We start from the raw sequence: 15,997 nt of genomic DNA, 5'->3' as shown, positions 1-15,997 counted from the left end.
TCTGTTAAATCAGTTTAACTGTGCTAGAATGATGCAAATTAAAGGAATTCTAATTGTGTTTGGAAGAGGAACAGCCATGGTAAAAAGTTATGTTGTTGATGCGTTTGCAAGTGAGATTTTTAAAGGTAATCCAGCGGCAGTCCTCTTTGTTGATCATTTTCCCAGTGATCAAATGATGCAAAATATTGCCATGGAAAATAAGCTTTCTGAAACAGCCTTTGTCGTTAAAAAAGACGATAAGCACTACGATTTGCGGTGGTTCTCACCAGCTGGTGAGATTGACCTTTGTGGTCATGCTACTTTGGCGACCGGCTTCTTAGTTTTCCAAAAGGCAGCTCCAAAAGATGGGCAGTCCGTAGTTTTCAATACCATGAGTGGTGATTTAAAAGTGACAAAGAGGGATAATCTCTATGAGATGGATTTTCCCACTTACGATTTGAAGGCAGTCCCAGTAACAGAAGCTATGACCGAAGCCTATGGTACTCGGCCAGATGCTGCTTACCTTGGTCGTGATTTGGTCTGTGTCTTTCCAAAGGGAACGGCAATTGCCGGGATGGATCCAGATATGGAAAAATTAAAAAAATTAGCTGGCATGGCCCAACACGCTACGGCTATTGTGGATGACGAGTATGATTGCGTATCACGGTCATTTGCGCCTAAGCTAGGAATTAACGAAGACCCTGTCTGCGGCAGTGGTCATTGCCATATCGCACCTTATTGGTCAGAACGATTAGGTAAGCACCAATTAGTTGCTTACCAGGCTTCACCGCGATCTGGTGTCCTGCACTGTGATTATGAGGGGAAGCGAACTAAGCTGAGTGGTGAGGCAGTTCTTTATTCTGAAAATGAAGTTCATTTAGCAATTTGAAAGCAGTTTATTGGGGAAAAATTCATCGGTGTACGGGAATATGTTCCGTGCATTTTTTAGTAGAACATGGTACTAAGGGCTGTCCCATAAAAATGGTTGTAGCTGAATACTTGTGACTGAATGACAAATATTTTGTTATGACTGTGTTCTTCAAAAATGTCCTCCGTTTTTATCCATGTAGGAGGCATACGGGTTATCTAGTTTGATTATCTGATATCGGCAAAAGAAAATTGGTAATCATGATGGGAGTTCAACAAAAGTTGCCACCATTAATTACCTGGTTAACGTCCACAAATCATGAATGAGTTTAGAAGTATCGGCAAAAGCGTAGCGGTAAATGATGACCAGCAGGCCGATGAGATTGGTGAAGAGACCGGTAATCAGATAATTTTGCACCTTAATGGCGACAATGTCGGCTAAAAAGATCGTAATGCCTAAAATGGTAACAGTCACTAGTGCAAAGTAGAGGCTAATGGAAACGATGAGCCAGCGCCGCATGGCGGCCTTGGATTTGAGTTCCTTCACCAGCTGCCCTTGGATGGCTGAGGCGGTATCATTGTTAATAACATGGCTACGCAGTAATTCTGCTTGTTTTTGTGCAAGTAAGGTTTGGTCGTCAAGGGGGACGACCATTGGATTAATAATTTGTTCTTTTAATTGACTTCTTTTAGTTTGGGTCATTTGGCTGAATAAACCTCCTGGATTAAAGTGATTAGACGGTTGCGAGCGATTTGATCGTTGATGAAGTAGATTAACGAAAATTTTTGAATTAATTGTGCCGTGGTCAGGGATGACCAATTGAGGTTCTGTAAGAGTGGCCGGGCAGTTTCATCAGGAACTAAGAAATGTTCTGCAAAGAAATCAGCATCTGCTTCGTTGATCCTGTTTACTTGGTGCTGAGATTCAGCGTCTGCAAAGGGATAGTCTAAGATAGCGATACCGTCGACTTGATCAGCTTTTTGATTGATTTGTTCGGTTACCTGGTGATTGTCTTGGTTAACCTGATAGTTCCAACCTAAAATGAGTTGGCCGAGTTCCTTTGCTAGCATATAAATCCAGTCGCGATGGTTTAAGGCGTTTTCAACGACAAACTGTGGCTGATTTTTATCGATGTTATACAGAATGTAGGCGGTTGTCTTTAAGGCGGATAAATCAGCATTGATTACGGCTAAGCCAATGGATTTAAAATAGGTGGCCAGATTTTCATTGTCGATGTTTTGGTCCATGATTTTCTGATGGGCGTTTTCGGCCAGTTTTCTGATTTCGGTTTGGCGCTGGTAACTAAGCATTGTCATTTCCTTTAATTTTTCGTCATTATTGTAGCATTGAGAGAAGTGACAATTTTTGCCGGTCGTCGTTGTTGCTCTTGACTTTTTGATTGCAACCGGCAGATATTTAATTGGTACAATGAGAGCAAGAATGTTTAAATTTTAAGATTAGAAAAGGACAAGGAAATGACACCAGCTGCATTTTTTCAACAGGCTAAAGACGAAGGGGTGATTCCGTTGGGAGCCCGATTACAATCTAGTTTTCAATTTGGCGCGGCGGCTGACGCTCTCGCTCAATTGGTCCTGAAAGGCGTTAAAACGGCCACTGCGAGTGCTTACGACTTATACGAAGAAGAGCCGTTACCTGCTTTTGGCGCGTATGATGTTATTTTAGATGGGCAGAATCAGCCCGTTGGCATTATTAAAAATGATGCTGTCACAATTGAACAGTACCTGGATGTTAACGCCCAACATGCCTATCAAGAGGGCGAAGGGGACCGTTCATTAGCCTATTGGCGCCAGGTACACCACGATTTTTTTACTGCCGCCTACCAAGAGGAAGGCAAAGTATTCCGAGAAAATCAGTCACCAATTGTCCTGGAAAAATTTCACTTGGTTTATCCACAATAAAAAGGTTGAAACGAGATTGTTTCGACCTTTTTATCTGCATATTTCGTAGCACTGAGAGTATTCTGATTTGGAATATTTAGTAAAGAGGTGTTGTGTGCTTGGCAGTGGCCAAGAGGGTGAGATTGCCTGCTAATAAAAGTGCGGTAAAGGCAATCCAATTATCGCTCTTGAAAACGAAGAAAAAGCAGATCACAAGAATGATGGAGTAAGTCAGGGGGATGATCAATTGGATCCAGATATTCAAACTAAATTTAACGATCAGTGCCTGTGCTAAGATTACGAGCATTGAAACCAAGATAAATGCGGATTTTTCACTTGCCATTTTAATTTCCCCCCCCTAATTGTCTTCAGACACTATTCGATACTTTTCTAAGGTTAAGTTTATCATTTTTTTATATTTTTCTAATAAAAAGCGATTAAAGAGTGGTTGTTTATTATTTTTTAATCTTTATTGGCAAAAATTTGCTGTTCGGTCGAAATTTTGTTGAATTGAACATTTCATGCGAATTTTTTCTGGTATGTGTTCCTAGAAAAAAGTTGCAACCGAGACTTTGAGCAGGTGGGCAGTCCCTGGGGAGAAAGCAGATGCAAACAATCGTCATGCACTATCGTCGAACTTTTGCGACCTTCTTTGTCGGAGTTTTGGAATTTTTTTCGTGTTGATTGGGTCTTTGATTTCTCCTCAAGAGCCAATATCCTATTGGGCCTCACTCTACTTGGGGCTCGCCGTTATGACCGTTTTTTCGATGTTGGTTGACTGGGTGGTTAAAAAGTATCGGAAAAATTAAAGCTTGAGCGTATTCTAAATAAAATGTTAGTTTGGCAGTGATAGAAGTCTTTCTATTGGAATCCAGATTAAGTTATTGTGCGGCTGATTTTCTGTGGGCGTGGTCGGAAAAATAAATACTTGGATCTTTTTAACATTTGTCTTTAAAATTTGTCACGATAGTATTATAATCGTAATATATTGAAAAGGGGGAATTAAGGATGGCAACATTACGTGATGGTTCAAAAGAGAACCGCGAATCTTTTGAAGAGGCAAAAAGTAAGCAGGCTCAAGAACACGCCGCTGAAGCCCATGAAGAGAAGGCAAACACTCGTGTTGAGGATGCCAAGCACAAGGATGCTCGCTACGACAACGAGGAATTCGAGAACGAAAAGAAAAATTTCGAAGGTCAATAAGCATAATTGGGGGACATCATTATGGAAAAAAAGCATGAATTTGAAGCGGCGGATGCCCGTAAAGTTGAAGATGCTAAGCGCCAGGATGAACGCCTAGAAAAGCAATCAAAGTTCGTCAAATCATCGCACGAAAGTCGTGAAAAAGCTGACGAAAAATGAGTGAAAACGCCTATTCAGGCGTTTTTTTGTTGGCATTATAGTGGTTGATCGTTAACGCTATCAAAAATCAATCAATAAAATTGCTAAATTAATTGAGATACTTTAGACTAAAGCCAACGTAATGTAGAGGTGGGTGAGCGGAGTTGGCAATAATTGCTCGAATTTTACTAGGGTTGTACGCGCTATTAATGATTGTGGCTTCTATTCAATCGCTTTGTTTGGAAAAGAGTCAAAAAAAGTTTTGGCATGGCATTAACCTGCTTTTAAATATTGTCTTGATCCTTATCGCTGTTTTTGCCCACCACCTGTTTTTTCAAATCAGTAGTATTTTGATTTTAGTTTCACTACAGGGACTAACATTCTACCGTGGCTTTTTGAGTGGTAAAATTAACTACCACCATCACCTGGTTCGCATGCTCTGGACCATGCTTTTAATTGTATTGATCATCTTTTTTAGGAATACTACGACATGAGAAATAAAATAACCGAACTGACCATCCTTTATCCACGAACAGCCGCGATTGTTCTGGTGACCGCTCTCAATATTATTTATATTTTATTAGTGAACTTATTTTCGCCCGGTCAATCTTTGCTTGGCTGGCTGAATAGTTTGATCGTTAATGTGGCTGGTTTTGCAATCTTAATGGTTCTAAGCTGGTTATGGACTATATTTATTAATCGAAAAAAAATAAAGAAATTGCTCTGAATGGGCCATTCCTTTTTTGGTTCATGGGCTTATTTGAGACTTCTATTAATGATAGTACTCGCTGTCGACTTAGCAATCAACTGCATGTTTATCAGTGTCAAAATGGTAATGTTGGGTGCTTTTCCTTTGATCAATTTTGATGGATACTATTGTTTTTTCCTCTTGGCATGATTTTGTTAAATTCACTGCAGAACTAAATACAGGGAAAAAGGAATAAATTGTATTATTTTGGTCTTTATTTGTTGCAAAAAAGGTTAAAAATAGAAAAATAACCAATAATTTTGTAAATAAAAAGGATTATTTCAATTCAAACTAGAAATTTCAATCGAATTTCAGTTACATTTGGCTATTTTTAATTTTTTTGCCATTTTTAATGTAGGAAATGTTTCTATTTTGCTTAAATGAATGTGTAATAATAATAACATTAAGACTAATACCCTTTATGGTATAATCATTCTATCCAATAGTTCGGTTTTACTGATTTTGGAAATTTATTTTTTAATCTTTTTATTAGAATAGGTTGTGGAGGATGTATTGTCATGAAAGAAACTGGATCAATTACGGTCAAGCGAGGGATGGCACAGATGCAAAAGGGTGGGGTCATCATGGATGTCGCCAACGTTGAGCAGGCCAAGGTTGCAGAGGCAGCCGGTGCTGTTGCTGTGATGGCCTTGGAACGTGTACCATCTGATATCCGTGCTGCTGGGGGGGGGTGCACGGATGTCAGATCCTGCCATGATTGAAGAAATCATGGCTGCGGTTTCAATCCCTGTAATGGCCAAGGCTCGGATTGGCCATATTGCCGAAGCCCACGTTTTAGAAAGTATTGGTGTTGACTATATCGATGAAAGTGAAGTGTTGACGCCTGCCGATGACAACTTCCACATTGCTAAGAATGAATTTACAGTCCCATTTGTTTGTGGTTGCCGTGACCTTGGGGAAGCATTGCGTCGAATCGGCGAAGGAGCTTCAATGCTGCGTACGAAAGGCGAGCCCGGTACAGGTGACGTTGTGGAAGCAGTTCGCCATATGCAAAGGGTGAACGAACAGATTCGTCACATTCAAAACGAAAAGCCCGAACATTTAATGGCCATTGCCCGTGACTTGCGGGCACCATTAGACTTGGTTCAAGAAATTCATGAAACTGGAAAGTTGCCAGTGGTTAACTTTGCTGCCGGTGGCATTTCAACGCCAGCCGACGCTGCTTTGATGATGAATCTCGGTGCCGATGGCGTTTTTGTTGGTTCTGGTATCTTTAAGTCAGAAAATCCGGCTAAGTTTGCCAAGGCAATTGTGACTGCAACGGCTAGCCCAACGGATTACCACTTGATTGCTGAAGTTTCAAAGAACTTGGGTGCTCCAATGAAGGGAATCGATACAGCTACTTTGCACGACGAAGACAAGATGGCTCCACGCGGAATCTAATTGAAAAAGGGACGAGCAGATGGTAATTGGTGTTTTAGATTTACAAGGTGCTGTTGACGAGCATATCAACATGCTTGCCCAGTCTGGTGTAGCAGGGAAAAAGGTTCTCTCAGAAGAAGATTTAAACCAGGTTGATGGTCTAATTATTCCTGGGGGTGAGAGTACAACAATGATGAACTTGTTGCTCAAATTTGCTTTATTAAAGCCTCTGCAGGAAAAAGTAGCGTCAGGACTGCCAATTTTTGGAACCTGTGCTGGTTTGGTACTCTTATCCCGCCCAGATGCCTTAGCCGGTATTAAAGGTGAAGTGGAGCGGAATGGTTTTGGCCGGCAGAAAGATAGCTTCCAGGCTAATATCGATGTAGCCGGTTTTGATCAGCCATTTCCCGGTATCTTTATCAGAGCTCCATACTTAAAGCAGGTTGCAGCTGACGTTGAAGTATTGGCAAAGATTGATGGCGATCGGATTATTGCCGTTAAACATGGTAATATTTTGGCAACGTCATTTCACCCGGAACTGTCTGATGACCCTCGGTTACATCAACTTTTCTCGGAGATGGTCAGCGCATCAGTTTGATTAAAATCAATAAACGATACGATAAATTCAAGAGACAGCAATGGTCTGTAGGCCGATGTTGTCTTTTTTGATGTTTTAGGTTAAAGAGGGTGAATGAGTGGATGAAATGTCGATAAAATTGCCTTTCTATTTCTCCCTTGACCATCTTTGGTATAATAAAATTAGTATGCACTGGCTGATTTTGCCAGTGAAGTGTTTGATAAAATAGATGTTAGGAAGACTGATGGTCAAAAAAAACTTAGTTAAAGCAAACTTAACAGGTGACCGAATTGGGGTTTTTTTTGGAACCTTGGCACCGATGCACATTGGGCACCAAGCCGAAATTTATAAGGCCGCAGCCCTGAATGATGGGGTCGTTGTGATTACTTCTGGTTACACAGGTGATCGTGGGGATCAAATCGGTTTGCCGGTTGAAAAGCGGTTCCGTTACTTACGGGAGTCCTTCAATGATGAAGACAACATCAAGGTTGATTACATCAATGAAGATGATATCCCTCAGATGCCTAATGGTTGGCAGGAATGGACAGACCGGTTGACCGCAACGATTCGCCGAAATATTGTGAACCCTGAGGCACAGATTACGCTATATACAGGTGAAGCAGAATATAAGGAAATGCTCGAAAAGATGTTGCCAAAAGATGGGCATTTTCGTGTTTCATTAATGGATCGGACCATTTTGAAGGTGTCGGCAACAGCTGTTCGTAAGGACCCCCTAGGCAACTGGGACTTTATTAACCGTGTTTTTCGGCGCCATTTTGCTAAAAAGATTTTGGTCGTTGGGGCACCACAAACGGGTAAATCAACTTTAACCAGGCGCTTAGCGCGAACATCGAATTCGCCTTTTTCGGTAGAGTTTTCACGAACTTACCAGGAAAAGTCAAATGTCTTTGATAGTGAATTACTTTTAAAGGATTATTCACGGATTATTCAAGGACAATATGATGCTAATTCGGCCGAGATTAATTCGCCGGCCAATAACGGCTTGACTTTCTTTGATACAGATGCGATGGTGACCATGGTGGAAGCAAGAGAGTGGTTACCCAAAGCTGATTTGGCCCAATTGTTACCACTATTTGAGAATACCATTCATGAAGAAAAATTAGACCTAATTTTGGTCATTCCACCAACGGTAGCTGTTTTGAACGGCGCAGATCCAATTGAAAGTGCCGAATTTGACCGTCACCTCTGGCAGGTGATTGCGGATTATGGCTATGCTGACTTGGCAGTGGCCTTGGATCGTCGGGGAGGACCCGATGATCCGGCAGGCTATTATGCCCGTTATATGCAGGCTTTGGAAATTATTGAAGATAAAGTTGGCATCAATTTGACCAAGGTTTAAAACAAGGGCCCTGAACGTTTCGGGTCTTTTTTATTCCAGCTTTATTGATTGCTAGTAAACGATTGAAAACATGACAGAAGAGGAGGTGACCCGCGATGGCACTCAGGTATGCACAGGTGGTGGTGGATGTTCCCACCCAGCAAACGAATCGGCCGTATACTTATTTAATTCCTGATGAAATTCAAGCTGCAGTGCAACCCGGTGTGCGTGTTTTGGTCGCCTTTGGTCACCGTTCGGTTTTGGGTTATGTGTTAAAAACTGATGTTGACTTGCCAACTGATTTAGCCGTTGACCAAGTTAAGGATATTTTGACTGTCTTGGATGACCATCCGGTTCTCAACCAGGAAATGCTGGCTTTGTCCGATGAATTGGCGCAAACTAATTTTTCATTCCAAGTCTCTTTTTTGGCCCTGATGTTGCCAACCGCTCTAAAGGCATCTTATAAAAAACGCTTACGGGCCCATTCAGACTTGTTGCCCGCCGACCGCCTGGCTTACTTCGATGGTCAAGTGGAGCGCTTGGTCAAAACCAAAGACTTTTCGGCTAAGGAATGGCGGCGGATACGCCAGCTAGCGGCCGCAGGTCAATTATCAATTGAAACGGTGATTGAAAATAAGGGCCGGATTAAAACGGAACTGGCCTATCAGGTAACCAGTGACCAGGACCGATTGGATCATGCGAAAGAAACGCTGCGTCAATCAGCTAAAAGTCAGGCTACTTTGTTGGCTTTTTGCCTGGACCACCTTGGTGAAACCTTTACGAAGCGCGATTGGTTGGCTCAAGTGGACGTTGCTGCGGCAACATTGACGACGGGTGTTAAAAATGGTTGGTTGGTGAAGCGCCAGGTTGAGCAAAAAAGGCGTCCAGGAGCGATGGCCTCTGGTAAAATTGAAGCGGTTAAGGTGTTAAATGAAGATCAGCAGAAAGCCTACGATGCCGTGACGGCAGCCATTACGTCCAAGGAAAAGACGACCTTTTTGCTTGAGGGGATTACCGGTTCTGGGAAGACCGAGGTTTACCTCCAGGCAGCGCAAAAGGCGATTGACCAGGGGAAACAAGTTCTTTTCTTAGTTCCCGAAATCGCATTGACGCCGCAAATGCAAAAACGGGTGGCCGACCGTTTTGGGGATGCAACTGCGGTCCTTCATTCTGCTTTGTCTGCCGGGGAACGCTATGATGAATGGCGGCGAATTCAATCCGGTCAGGTCAAGGTGGTGGTTGGGGCCCGGTCAGCGGTCTTTGCACCACTTTCTCATTTAGGCTTGATTATCGTTGATGAGGAACATGAAACTTCCTATAGTCAGAGTGAAAATCCGCATTATTCTGCCCGTGATGTGGCCCTGTGGCGTGGTGCCTATCATCAGGCGCCCGTTGTTTTAGGTTCGGCAACGCCTTCACTGGAAAGCCGGGCACGAGCACAAAAAGGTGTTTATCGGTTGCTGACGCTAACAAAACGGGCTGCGGCAGCGGCCACGTTGCCACCGGTTAAGATTGTTGATATGCGACAGACAGTTGTTCAAAAAGGGGATACCAATTTTTCAACCGAACTCTTGGAAAAGTTGAAAGATCATTTGGCTCGTGGGGAACAAGCGGTTTTGTTACTGAACCGGCGCGGCTTTTCATCCTTTGTAATGTGCCGGGATTGTGGCTACGTACCTAAAGACCCCAATTGTAACTTGGCCATGACTCTGCACATGGATACGAAAACCCTTAAGTGTCATTACTGTGACTTCCAAGCACCAATCCCACATATTTGTCCAAATTGCGGGTCCAAGCGCATCCGCTACTATGGCACAGGGACTGAGAAGGTCCAAGAAGAATTGGGCCGTGTGCTCCCGGAATACCCGGTCATTCGCTTGGACCAGGATACCACCAAGAAGAAGGGGGCCATGGCGCAAGCCTTGGCTGATTTTGGAGCTAAAAAAGCACAAATTTTGTTGGGGACACAAATGGTAGCCAAAGGCTTGGACTTTGAGGATGTTACGCTAGTTGGCGTTTTAAATGCCGATACGGGTCTGGGCTTACCTGATTTTCGTGCTAGTGAAAAAACCTTTGAACTCCTTACCCAGGTTGCCGGCCGAGCCGGTCGAGGTAATCGGGCGGGAGAGGTTGTGATTCAAACGTTTAATCCCAAGCATTACGCGCTGACATTTGCAAAGCACCATGATTACGAAGGCTTTTACCGGCAAGAAATGGCTATCCGCCATGCGGGTGAATTTCCACCCTACTACTACACGATTCAGATTCAGAGTTCACACCCTGATGAAAACCTGGTGGCGGTCCAGAGTGCCAAAATCGGTCTTTGGTTGAGAAAAAAGTTGCCAGAGGATGTTTTGATGCTGGGGCCATCACCCCAAGCCATCGCCAAGCTAAAGGGACGCTACTATTTCCAGATTCTGCTCAAACTGAAGAAGCCCCATGAGGCAGATTCCTTGCTGCGTGACTTGGTTGACCGGTCACAAAAGGCTAAAGCCGGCTTCCAACTTTCGGTCAAGCGTGACCCAGTTACCTTTATGTAAGGAGGAGACAGGTGGGCTTGGTAAGGCGCTTTGCTGCCATATAAACCGTGCTTAATCGGCATTTTGCTAGCGTCAATGAGTCTTTTGATTGAATTTGTTATAATAAATGAAAGTGCCGGCATTCTGGTCGGCAGAACTAGTGAGGAAGTTAATGACCAATCGCGTTGTCTTTATGGGAACACCCCAATTTGCTGTCCCAATTTTAGAGGTCTTAGTGGCTGATCCCCAATATGATGTTTTGGCTGTGGTGACTCAGCCGGATCGCCCACAGGGGCGTAAGCAAAAGTTGACCCCAAGTCCGGTAAAGACGGCTGCCTTAGCCCATGCTTTACCAGTCTTGCAGCCAGAAAAAATCAGTGGATCAGCTGAAATGGCTGAGTTGATAAAGCTGGCACCTGATTTTATCGTAACGGCTGCTTTTGGACAATTTCTGCCAGAAAAGTTACTGGAGGCGGCCAAGGTAGCGGCGGTAAACGCCCATGCTTCCTTGCTGCCAAAGTACCGTGGTGGTGCACCAGTTCATTACGCAATCATGAATGGTGACCGAGAAACCGGCGTCTCATTGATGTACATGGTCAAGAAAATGGATGCTGGTGATGTGATTGATGTGGTCAAGGTACCGATTGAGGCAACCGATAATGTTGGGACCATGTTTGATAAGTTGAGTGCTGTTGCGGCACCGTTAGTTTTGGCTAATTTACCAAAATTGGCAGCCGGAACAGCCCAAGCAAAACCTCAAGACCCTGACCAGGTCAGCTTTTCACCAAATATCAGTCGTAATCAGCAAAACCTAGACTTTGAAAAAGAGACTGCTGAACAGTTAAATTGCCATATTCGTGCTTTGTATCCAACTCATCCGGCCCATGCCGTGGTTGGCGGTGAACGTTTTAAGCTGGTGGAGACGACCCCCTTGGCTGAAAAAACAGCAGCGAATCCGGGCGTGATTACCAAAAAAGATAAGAAACACCTGGTGATTGCGGCCGCTGATGGCACGCAGTTAGCAATAGAGAGTCTGCAGCCAGCCGGCAAGAGTGTGATGGCCGTTACCGCCTATTTGAATGGTGCCGGTCAAAAATATGCAGTGGGCGACCAGTGGGTCACCGTTGAGGAAGTTAATGCCTAATCAAGTAAAAAGTAGTCAAAGTCCCCGTTTACTAGCGGTTGTTACCCTAGCTAAAATTAAAAACGGTGCGTATTCCAACCTACAGTTGAACCAGGTGATCAAGAGCCATCAGCTTAAAGCAGTTGATAAGGGGCTTTTGACCACGCTCGTTTATGGGACTATTCAGTACCGCTTATTGTTGGAGTACTGGTTGGCCCCCTTTGTGAAAGGGAAAAAATTAGAACCATGGGTCAAGGAATTGCTCTTGACGGCATTGTTCCAATGGCATAAACTAGACAAAATTCCTAAGCATGCCATTTTCAACGAAAGCATTGAAGTGGCTAAGACCCTTGGAAATGCTGGGACAGCCAAGTTTGTCACGGCTATTTTGCATAATATGGACCGCACGGGTCTTCTTGATGAAAGTAAAATTGCAGATCCAATCGAACGTTTATCGATTTCCTATTCGTTACCCGTTTGGCTGGTGAAAGCCTTATTGGATCAAGTCGGGGAAGATAAGACCAAGAGTATTTTGGCCTCTTTGAATGAAGCACCGGCCCAGTCTGTCCGAGTTAATACGGCGAAGACAACGATTGCTGATGCAAAGGCAAGTTTGGTGACCGAAGGTCTCTTTGTTTCAGATTCCGCTGTGGCTGCCGATGCACTAGTCGTCACTGGTGGTCATGTGGCTTCTTCTAAAGCCTTTATTGAAGGTCTGATTACGATTCAAGATGAATCCGCCATGTTGCCGGTTGAGGCACTAGCCATTGATGAATCCGTTCATTTGGTTTTGGATGCGGCGGCTGCTCCTGGTGGCAAGACGACCCAGATTGCCCAGTATTTATCGGGGGATGCCAAAGTTTTGGCCTTAGATATCCACGATCACAAGGTTAAGTTGATTAAAGCCAATGCGAAACGCCTTGGTTTAGCTGACCGGGTTGAGGCAAAAGCTTTGGATGCTCGACAGGTGCCAGAAAAGTTGGACCAAGACTTTGATCGAATTTTGGTCGATGCACCTTGTTCTGGCTTAGGGCTCTTGCGACGGAAACCAGAAATTCGCTATGAAAAGTCGCTTGAAGATGTTTTGCACCTCGCTGACTTACAGCTTTCGATTTTAAATGCGACCGCAAAGCGATTAGCGCCAGGCGGCCGTTTGGTTTATAGTACTTGTACGATTTTAAATCAGGAAAACGATGGCGTGATTGAACGCTTTTTAGCTGAAAATCCTGATTTTACCTTGTTGAAGACACCAACCGATAAAAAGTTGAAGGATGATCGGGTAGAGGATGTGTTGAAAATCTATCCAGATGACTACGAAACGGACGGCTTTTTCGTAGCTACCCTTCAAAGGAAGGATTAGATACGATGGCAATTGCTTATATCAGCGAAAAAGGCCCTACTCGGGTCGATAATCAAGACGCAGTGGGCGCCTTTTATAATCAATCAGGCGAAGCCTTAGTGGTTGTCGCTGATGGTGTTGCCTCTAATCCGGGTTCTAAGCAGGCCAGCCAAATTGTGGTGGAAACCCTTGGTACTGCTTGGCAAAAAAGGAACATGACCGATCCAGAAAGTGTGAAGGCCTGGTTGGTGCATCAAGCCGCCTTGGCCAATCGCGCTATTTTGTTAGCAGGACAAAAAAATCCTCGGGTTAACAATATGGCGACAACAGTGGTTTTGGCTGCTTGCTTGCCGGGAAAAATTTTAGTTGCAAATGCAGGTGATTCTCGGGCTTATTTCTTGCGGGGGAAAAAGGCTGAATTGTTGACTTTTGATCACACCCTGCGGAATGAAATTAAGCGGGATAGTGGTCAAATTTATGATGAAAGCCTACCCGAAGCCAATTCTTTAACCCGCTATTTGGGGGTCAATCAAAAAGTTGACCTTGAATGGACAACTTTTGTCCCTAAAAAAGATGATTGGCTTTATTTGACCTCCGATGGTCTGGCCAAGATTCTTTCAATTGAAGACCAGGTCAAATTGCTCCAACCAGGACGCCACCGGCCAGGAAATGAGCCGCCATTGGGGTCTGTCTTAGACCTAACCGAACGAATCCGGGCGCTAATGAAGGCGGCCAATGCGCGCCAGGCACCGGATAATATTACGGCATTGCTGGTGACAGATTTAACGAATCCAAATCAACAAATGGCGGCCAAGGCGTATGCCGATGTTCGTCAACAATCAGATACTGACCAAGAAATGCCACAACAAACAGGGAGGCAAAACTAATGGAACAAGGAACGATGATTGATCACCGCTACCGTGTAGTGCACCCTCTGGGTGGTGGTGGCATGGCCAATGTCTACCAAGCTTTTGACACTTATTTAAACCGTGATGTTACGTTGAAGATGATTCGATTGGACATCAAGGACCAACCAGACGCTGTTGAACGCTTTCAACGTGAGGCAAAAGCAGCAACAGCTTTGGTCAACGACCATATTGTCCAGGTTTATGATGCCGGTGAGTTTGATGGCTCTTCTTATTTGGTGATGGAATATGTCGATGGGATGGATTTGAAGGATTACACGCAGGCGCATTTTCCAATCCCTTATCACAAGGTTGTTGATATCATGGAACAAATCTTGGATGCAGTGGCAGCTGCCCATCGTGCTGGTATTATTCATCGTGATTTGAAACCACAAAACATCTTGATTGATCGACAAGGGCAAGTGAAGATTACCGATTTTGGGATTGCAACGGCCAAAAAATCAGAGTCGTTGACTCAGGTACACACGGTGATCGGCTCAATTCATTACCTGGCGCCGGAACTGCCCATCGGTCAGCATGCCTCTGCCCAGTCCGATATTTATGCGCTGGGTGTTATTTTGTATGAACTGTTGACGAACCAAGTGCCTTATCAAGGTGATACGCCAGAACAAGTGGCTTATAAGCATGGGAACATGCCAATGCCTTTTGTGCGCGATTTTGATAGCCAGGTTCCCCAGCCATTAGAAAATGTTATTTTGCGGGCAACTGCTAAAAATCCAGTAGACCGCTATTTTTCGGCTGAAGATATGGCCGCTGACCTTAAAACTTCGTTGTCGAAAAGACGCTCCAAAGAGAGTCGGTACGTGCCAGAAACCTCTGATGAGACGCGTTTAGTTGATACTGATTTAGCAGATCGCCCCTATGTGGCTGACCCTGATATTTTAAAAGATCCCGAAGAAGGAAAATCGGTCACTGATCAAATTATTGATTATGCTAAGCAGGGAATGTCGATCAAAGAAATTGCCATGCAAGTTGATCGGATGCCAAAGTTTGTTCGTCAGGTTTTGTCCAAAAATGGTGTTAAGTACAAGTCGGCCAAAAAGTGGGTTGTTTCCTTAGTAATGCTAGTCTTGTTGTTGGCTAGCTTTGGTGGGGCAAGTTATTTTAAAAATAACTATGTCACTATGCCGGATGTCACCAATATGTCTGTAAACCAAGCTGAAAGCAAGCTTTCTGATGCTGGATTGACGGTGTCCGGTCCAACTTATGCGTCGTCCAAGACGGTTACTAGTGGCCAAGTGATGAAGACGAAACCTGGATCGGGCGCCTACCTAAAAAAGGGAACTTCCGTTTCTTTGGTGGTTTCCTCTGGTGCGAATAAGGTCACTCTAGCCGACTATAGTGGTTGGAGCTATGGCGAAGCAGCGGCGCAGCTAAGTGGTCAAGGCTTCACCGTTAAGCGAAAAAGCCAAGCTAGTTCTGATGTTCCGAGTGGGGAAGTCATTTCCCAATCGGCTGCGGCCTTTACCGCTGTTGATCCTAGTTCAACGACAATCACTTTAACGGTTTCAACTGGTCCAAGTAAGGTTCAAGTGCCAAACCTGGTTGGTAAGAACCAAAGTGATGCAATGAACTGGGCAAATTCGAACCGGATTCAGCTCAGTTTTAACTTTACAAATTCTAGCCAAACAAGTGGTCAGGTAATTGCCCAAGATATACCAGCTGGTTCGCAGATTACTTCCGATAAAACGCTAACCTTGACGATTTCTGCTGGCCAGGAAAATAGTACGAATAGCAACAATAATAGTAATGATTCGAATAATAATTCATCGAACTCTTCTTCGTCTTCGTCCTCGAGTTCCTCCTCATCACCTTCGTCCAATAACCATTAGCTTGAATTTTGGCATAACAGTGATGATAAAAAGCCGCTTTTTAGTGGCTTTTTTGATTAAAAATCAAACTTAACATAAATTTGATGTTTTTCTTTTTTTGTTAGAATTTGGTTTGTGGTGTTCAC

14 protein-coding genes and 1 pseudogene are annotated in these 15,997 nt (G+C 44.0%); 12 read left to right on the top strand and 3 right to left on the bottom strand.

Going from position 1 to position 15,997, the window contains the following annotated elements; genetic code table 11:
* Positions 1–76 precede the first annotated feature (76 nt).
* On the top strand, positions 77–868 hold the full coding sequence (locus M3M36_RS01950; protein WP_252774184.1) for a PhzF family phenazine biosynthesis protein: 792 nt from the start codon (positions 77–79) through the stop codon (positions 866–868).
* 273 nt (positions 869–1,141) lie between these two features.
* Here the strand turns inward: M3M36_RS01950 and M3M36_RS01945 are convergent, their stop codons facing one another.
* Together M3M36_RS01945 and M3M36_RS01940 are read right to left on the bottom strand one after the other, a co-directional pair.
* Complete coding sequence (locus tag M3M36_RS01945) at positions 1,142–1,549, bottom strand: hypothetical protein (protein WP_252774183.1); 408 nt, start codon at positions 1,547–1,549, stop codon at positions 1,142–1,144.
* Positions 1,546–2,157 carry a hypothetical protein gene (locus M3M36_RS01940; protein WP_252774182.1) on the bottom strand — a complete coding sequence of 204 codons (612 nt, stop codon included), beginning with the start codon at positions 2,155–2,157 and terminating at the stop codon, positions 1,546–1,548. The genes M3M36_RS01945 and M3M36_RS01940 overlap by 4 nt, the downstream gene beginning before the upstream one ends.
* A gap of 165 nt (positions 2,158–2,322) precedes the next feature.
* Between M3M36_RS01940 and M3M36_RS01935 the strand changes: the two genes are divergently transcribed.
* Positions 2,323–2,766: an ASCH domain-containing protein gene (locus tag M3M36_RS01935; RefSeq protein WP_252774181.1), complete on the top strand. Its 444-nt coding sequence runs from the start codon at positions 2,323–2,325 to the stop codon at positions 2,764–2,766.
* Positions 2,767–2,842: 76 nt separating this feature from the next.
* Here the strand turns inward: M3M36_RS01935 and M3M36_RS01930 are convergent, their stop codons facing one another.
* Positions 2,843–3,088 (bottom strand): hypothetical protein, encoded by a 246-nt coding sequence (locus tag M3M36_RS01930; protein WP_252774180.1) that lies wholly within the window; start codon positions 3,086–3,088, stop codon positions 2,843–2,845.
* Between the two features lie 665 nt (positions 3,089–3,753).
* Here M3M36_RS01930 and M3M36_RS01925 point away from each other — a divergent pair.
* The 10 genes and pseudogenes from M3M36_RS01925 (at position 3,754) to pknB (ending at position 15,872) form a co-directional block, all read left to right on the top strand.
* Entirely contained in the window at positions 3,754–3,948 is a 195-nt protein-coding gene (locus tag M3M36_RS01925) for a hypothetical protein (protein WP_252774179.1), read from the top strand.
* Positions 3,949–3,969: 21 nt separating this feature from the next.
* Complete coding sequence (locus M3M36_RS01920) at positions 3,970–4,107, top strand: hypothetical protein (protein WP_252774178.1); 138 nt, start codon at positions 3,970–3,972, stop codon at positions 4,105–4,107.
* Between the two features lie 1,245 nt (positions 4,108–5,352).
* A pseudogene (gene pdxS, locus M3M36_RS01915) lies at positions 5,353–6,238 on the top strand (pyridoxal 5'-phosphate synthase lyase subunit PdxS).
* 19 nt (positions 6,239–6,257) lie between these two features.
* Positions 6,258–6,815, top strand: coding sequence for a pyridoxal 5'-phosphate synthase glutaminase subunit PdxT (gene pdxT / locus M3M36_RS01910; RefSeq protein WP_252774177.1), 558 nt, complete (start codon positions 6,258–6,260; stop codon positions 6,813–6,815).
* Positions 6,816–7,038: 223 nt separating this feature from the next.
* On the top strand, positions 7,039–8,154 hold the full coding sequence (locus tag M3M36_RS01905) for an AAA family ATPase (RefSeq protein WP_252774176.1): 1,116 nt from the start codon (positions 7,039–7,041) through the stop codon (positions 8,152–8,154).
* A 95-nt stretch (positions 8,155–8,249) separates the two neighbouring features.
* Positions 8,250–10,673, top strand: coding sequence for a primosomal protein N' (gene priA, locus M3M36_RS01900; protein WP_252774175.1), 2,424 nt, complete (start codon positions 8,250–8,252; stop codon positions 10,671–10,673).
* Positions 10,674–10,824: 151 nt separating this feature from the next.
* Positions 10,825–11,796 (top strand): methionyl-tRNA formyltransferase, encoded by a 972-nt coding sequence (fmt, locus tag M3M36_RS01895; RefSeq protein ID WP_252774174.1) that lies wholly within the window; start codon positions 10,825–10,827, stop codon positions 11,794–11,796.
* Positions 11,789–13,135 carry a 16S rRNA (cytosine(967)-C(5))-methyltransferase RsmB gene (gene rsmB / locus M3M36_RS01890; RefSeq protein ID WP_252774173.1) on the top strand — a complete coding sequence of 449 codons (1,347 nt, stop codon included), beginning with the start codon at positions 11,789–11,791 and terminating at the stop codon, positions 13,133–13,135. Before fmt ends, rsmB begins: the two co-directional genes overlap by 8 nt.
* A gap of 5 nt (positions 13,136–13,140) precedes the next feature.
* The gene (locus M3M36_RS01885; protein WP_252774172.1) at positions 13,141–14,001 is read left to right on the top strand and encodes a PP2C family protein-serine/threonine phosphatase; all 861 of its coding nucleotides are present in this window, start codon (positions 13,141–13,143) and stop codon (positions 13,999–14,001) included.
* A complete protein-coding gene (pknB, locus tag M3M36_RS01880) occupies positions 14,001–15,872 on the top strand; it encodes a Stk1 family PASTA domain-containing Ser/Thr kinase (protein WP_252774171.1) in 1,872 nt (623 codons plus the stop codon). Before M3M36_RS01885 ends, pknB begins: the two co-directional genes overlap by 1 nt.
* Positions 15,873–15,997 lie beyond the last annotated feature (125 nt).

This window comes from Fructobacillus americanaquae (assembly GCF_024029775.1).
Taxonomy (GTDB): domain Bacteria; phylum Bacillota; class Bacilli; order Lactobacillales; family Lactobacillaceae; genus Fructobacillus; species Fructobacillus americanaquae.
This window is presented reverse-complemented; position numbering and strand designations above follow the sequence as displayed.

What these genes read in the sequence shown, in the direction of transcription:
- M3M36_RS01950 (WP_252774184.1), top strand. Translation starts at nt 77, where the DNA reads ATGGTAAAAAGTTATGTTGTTGATGCGTTTGCAAGTGAGATTTTTAAA.
- M3M36_RS01945 (WP_252774183.1), bottom strand. Translation starts at nt 1,549, where the DNA reads ATGACCCAAACTAAAAGAAGTCAATTAAAAGAACAAATTATTAATCCA.
- M3M36_RS01940 (WP_252774182.1), bottom strand. Translation starts at nt 2,157, where the DNA reads ATGCTTAGTTACCAGCGCCAAACCGAAATCAGAAAACTGGCCGAAAAC.
- M3M36_RS01935 (WP_252774181.1), top strand. Translation starts at nt 2,323, where the DNA reads ATGACACCAGCTGCATTTTTTCAACAGGCTAAAGACGAAGGGGTGATT.
- M3M36_RS01930 (WP_252774180.1), bottom strand. Translation starts at nt 3,088, where the DNA reads ATGGCAAGTGAAAAATCCGCATTTATCTTGGTTTCAATGCTCGTAATC.
- M3M36_RS01925 (WP_252774179.1), top strand. Translation starts at nt 3,754, where the DNA reads ATGGCAACATTACGTGATGGTTCAAAAGAGAACCGCGAATCTTTTGAA.
- M3M36_RS01920 (WP_252774178.1), top strand. Translation starts at nt 3,970, where the DNA reads ATGGAAAAAAAGCATGAATTTGAAGCGGCGGATGCCCGTAAAGTTGAA.
- pdxT (WP_252774177.1), top strand. Translation starts at nt 6,258, where the DNA reads ATGGTAATTGGTGTTTTAGATTTACAAGGTGCTGTTGACGAGCATATC.
- M3M36_RS01905 (WP_252774176.1), top strand. Translation starts at nt 7,039, where the DNA reads ATGGTCAAAAAAAACTTAGTTAAAGCAAACTTAACAGGTGACCGAATT.
- priA (WP_252774175.1), top strand. Translation starts at nt 8,250, where the DNA reads ATGGCACTCAGGTATGCACAGGTGGTGGTGGATGTTCCCACCCAGCAA.
- fmt (WP_252774174.1), top strand. Translation starts at nt 10,825, where the DNA reads ATGACCAATCGCGTTGTCTTTATGGGAACACCCCAATTTGCTGTCCCA.
- rsmB (WP_252774173.1), top strand. Translation starts at nt 11,789, where the DNA reads ATGCCTAATCAAGTAAAAAGTAGTCAAAGTCCCCGTTTACTAGCGGTT.
- M3M36_RS01885 (WP_252774172.1), top strand. Translation starts at nt 13,141, where the DNA reads ATGGCAATTGCTTATATCAGCGAAAAAGGCCCTACTCGGGTCGATAAT.
- pknB (WP_252774171.1), top strand. Translation starts at nt 14,001, where the DNA reads ATGGAACAAGGAACGATGATTGATCACCGCTACCGTGTAGTGCACCCT.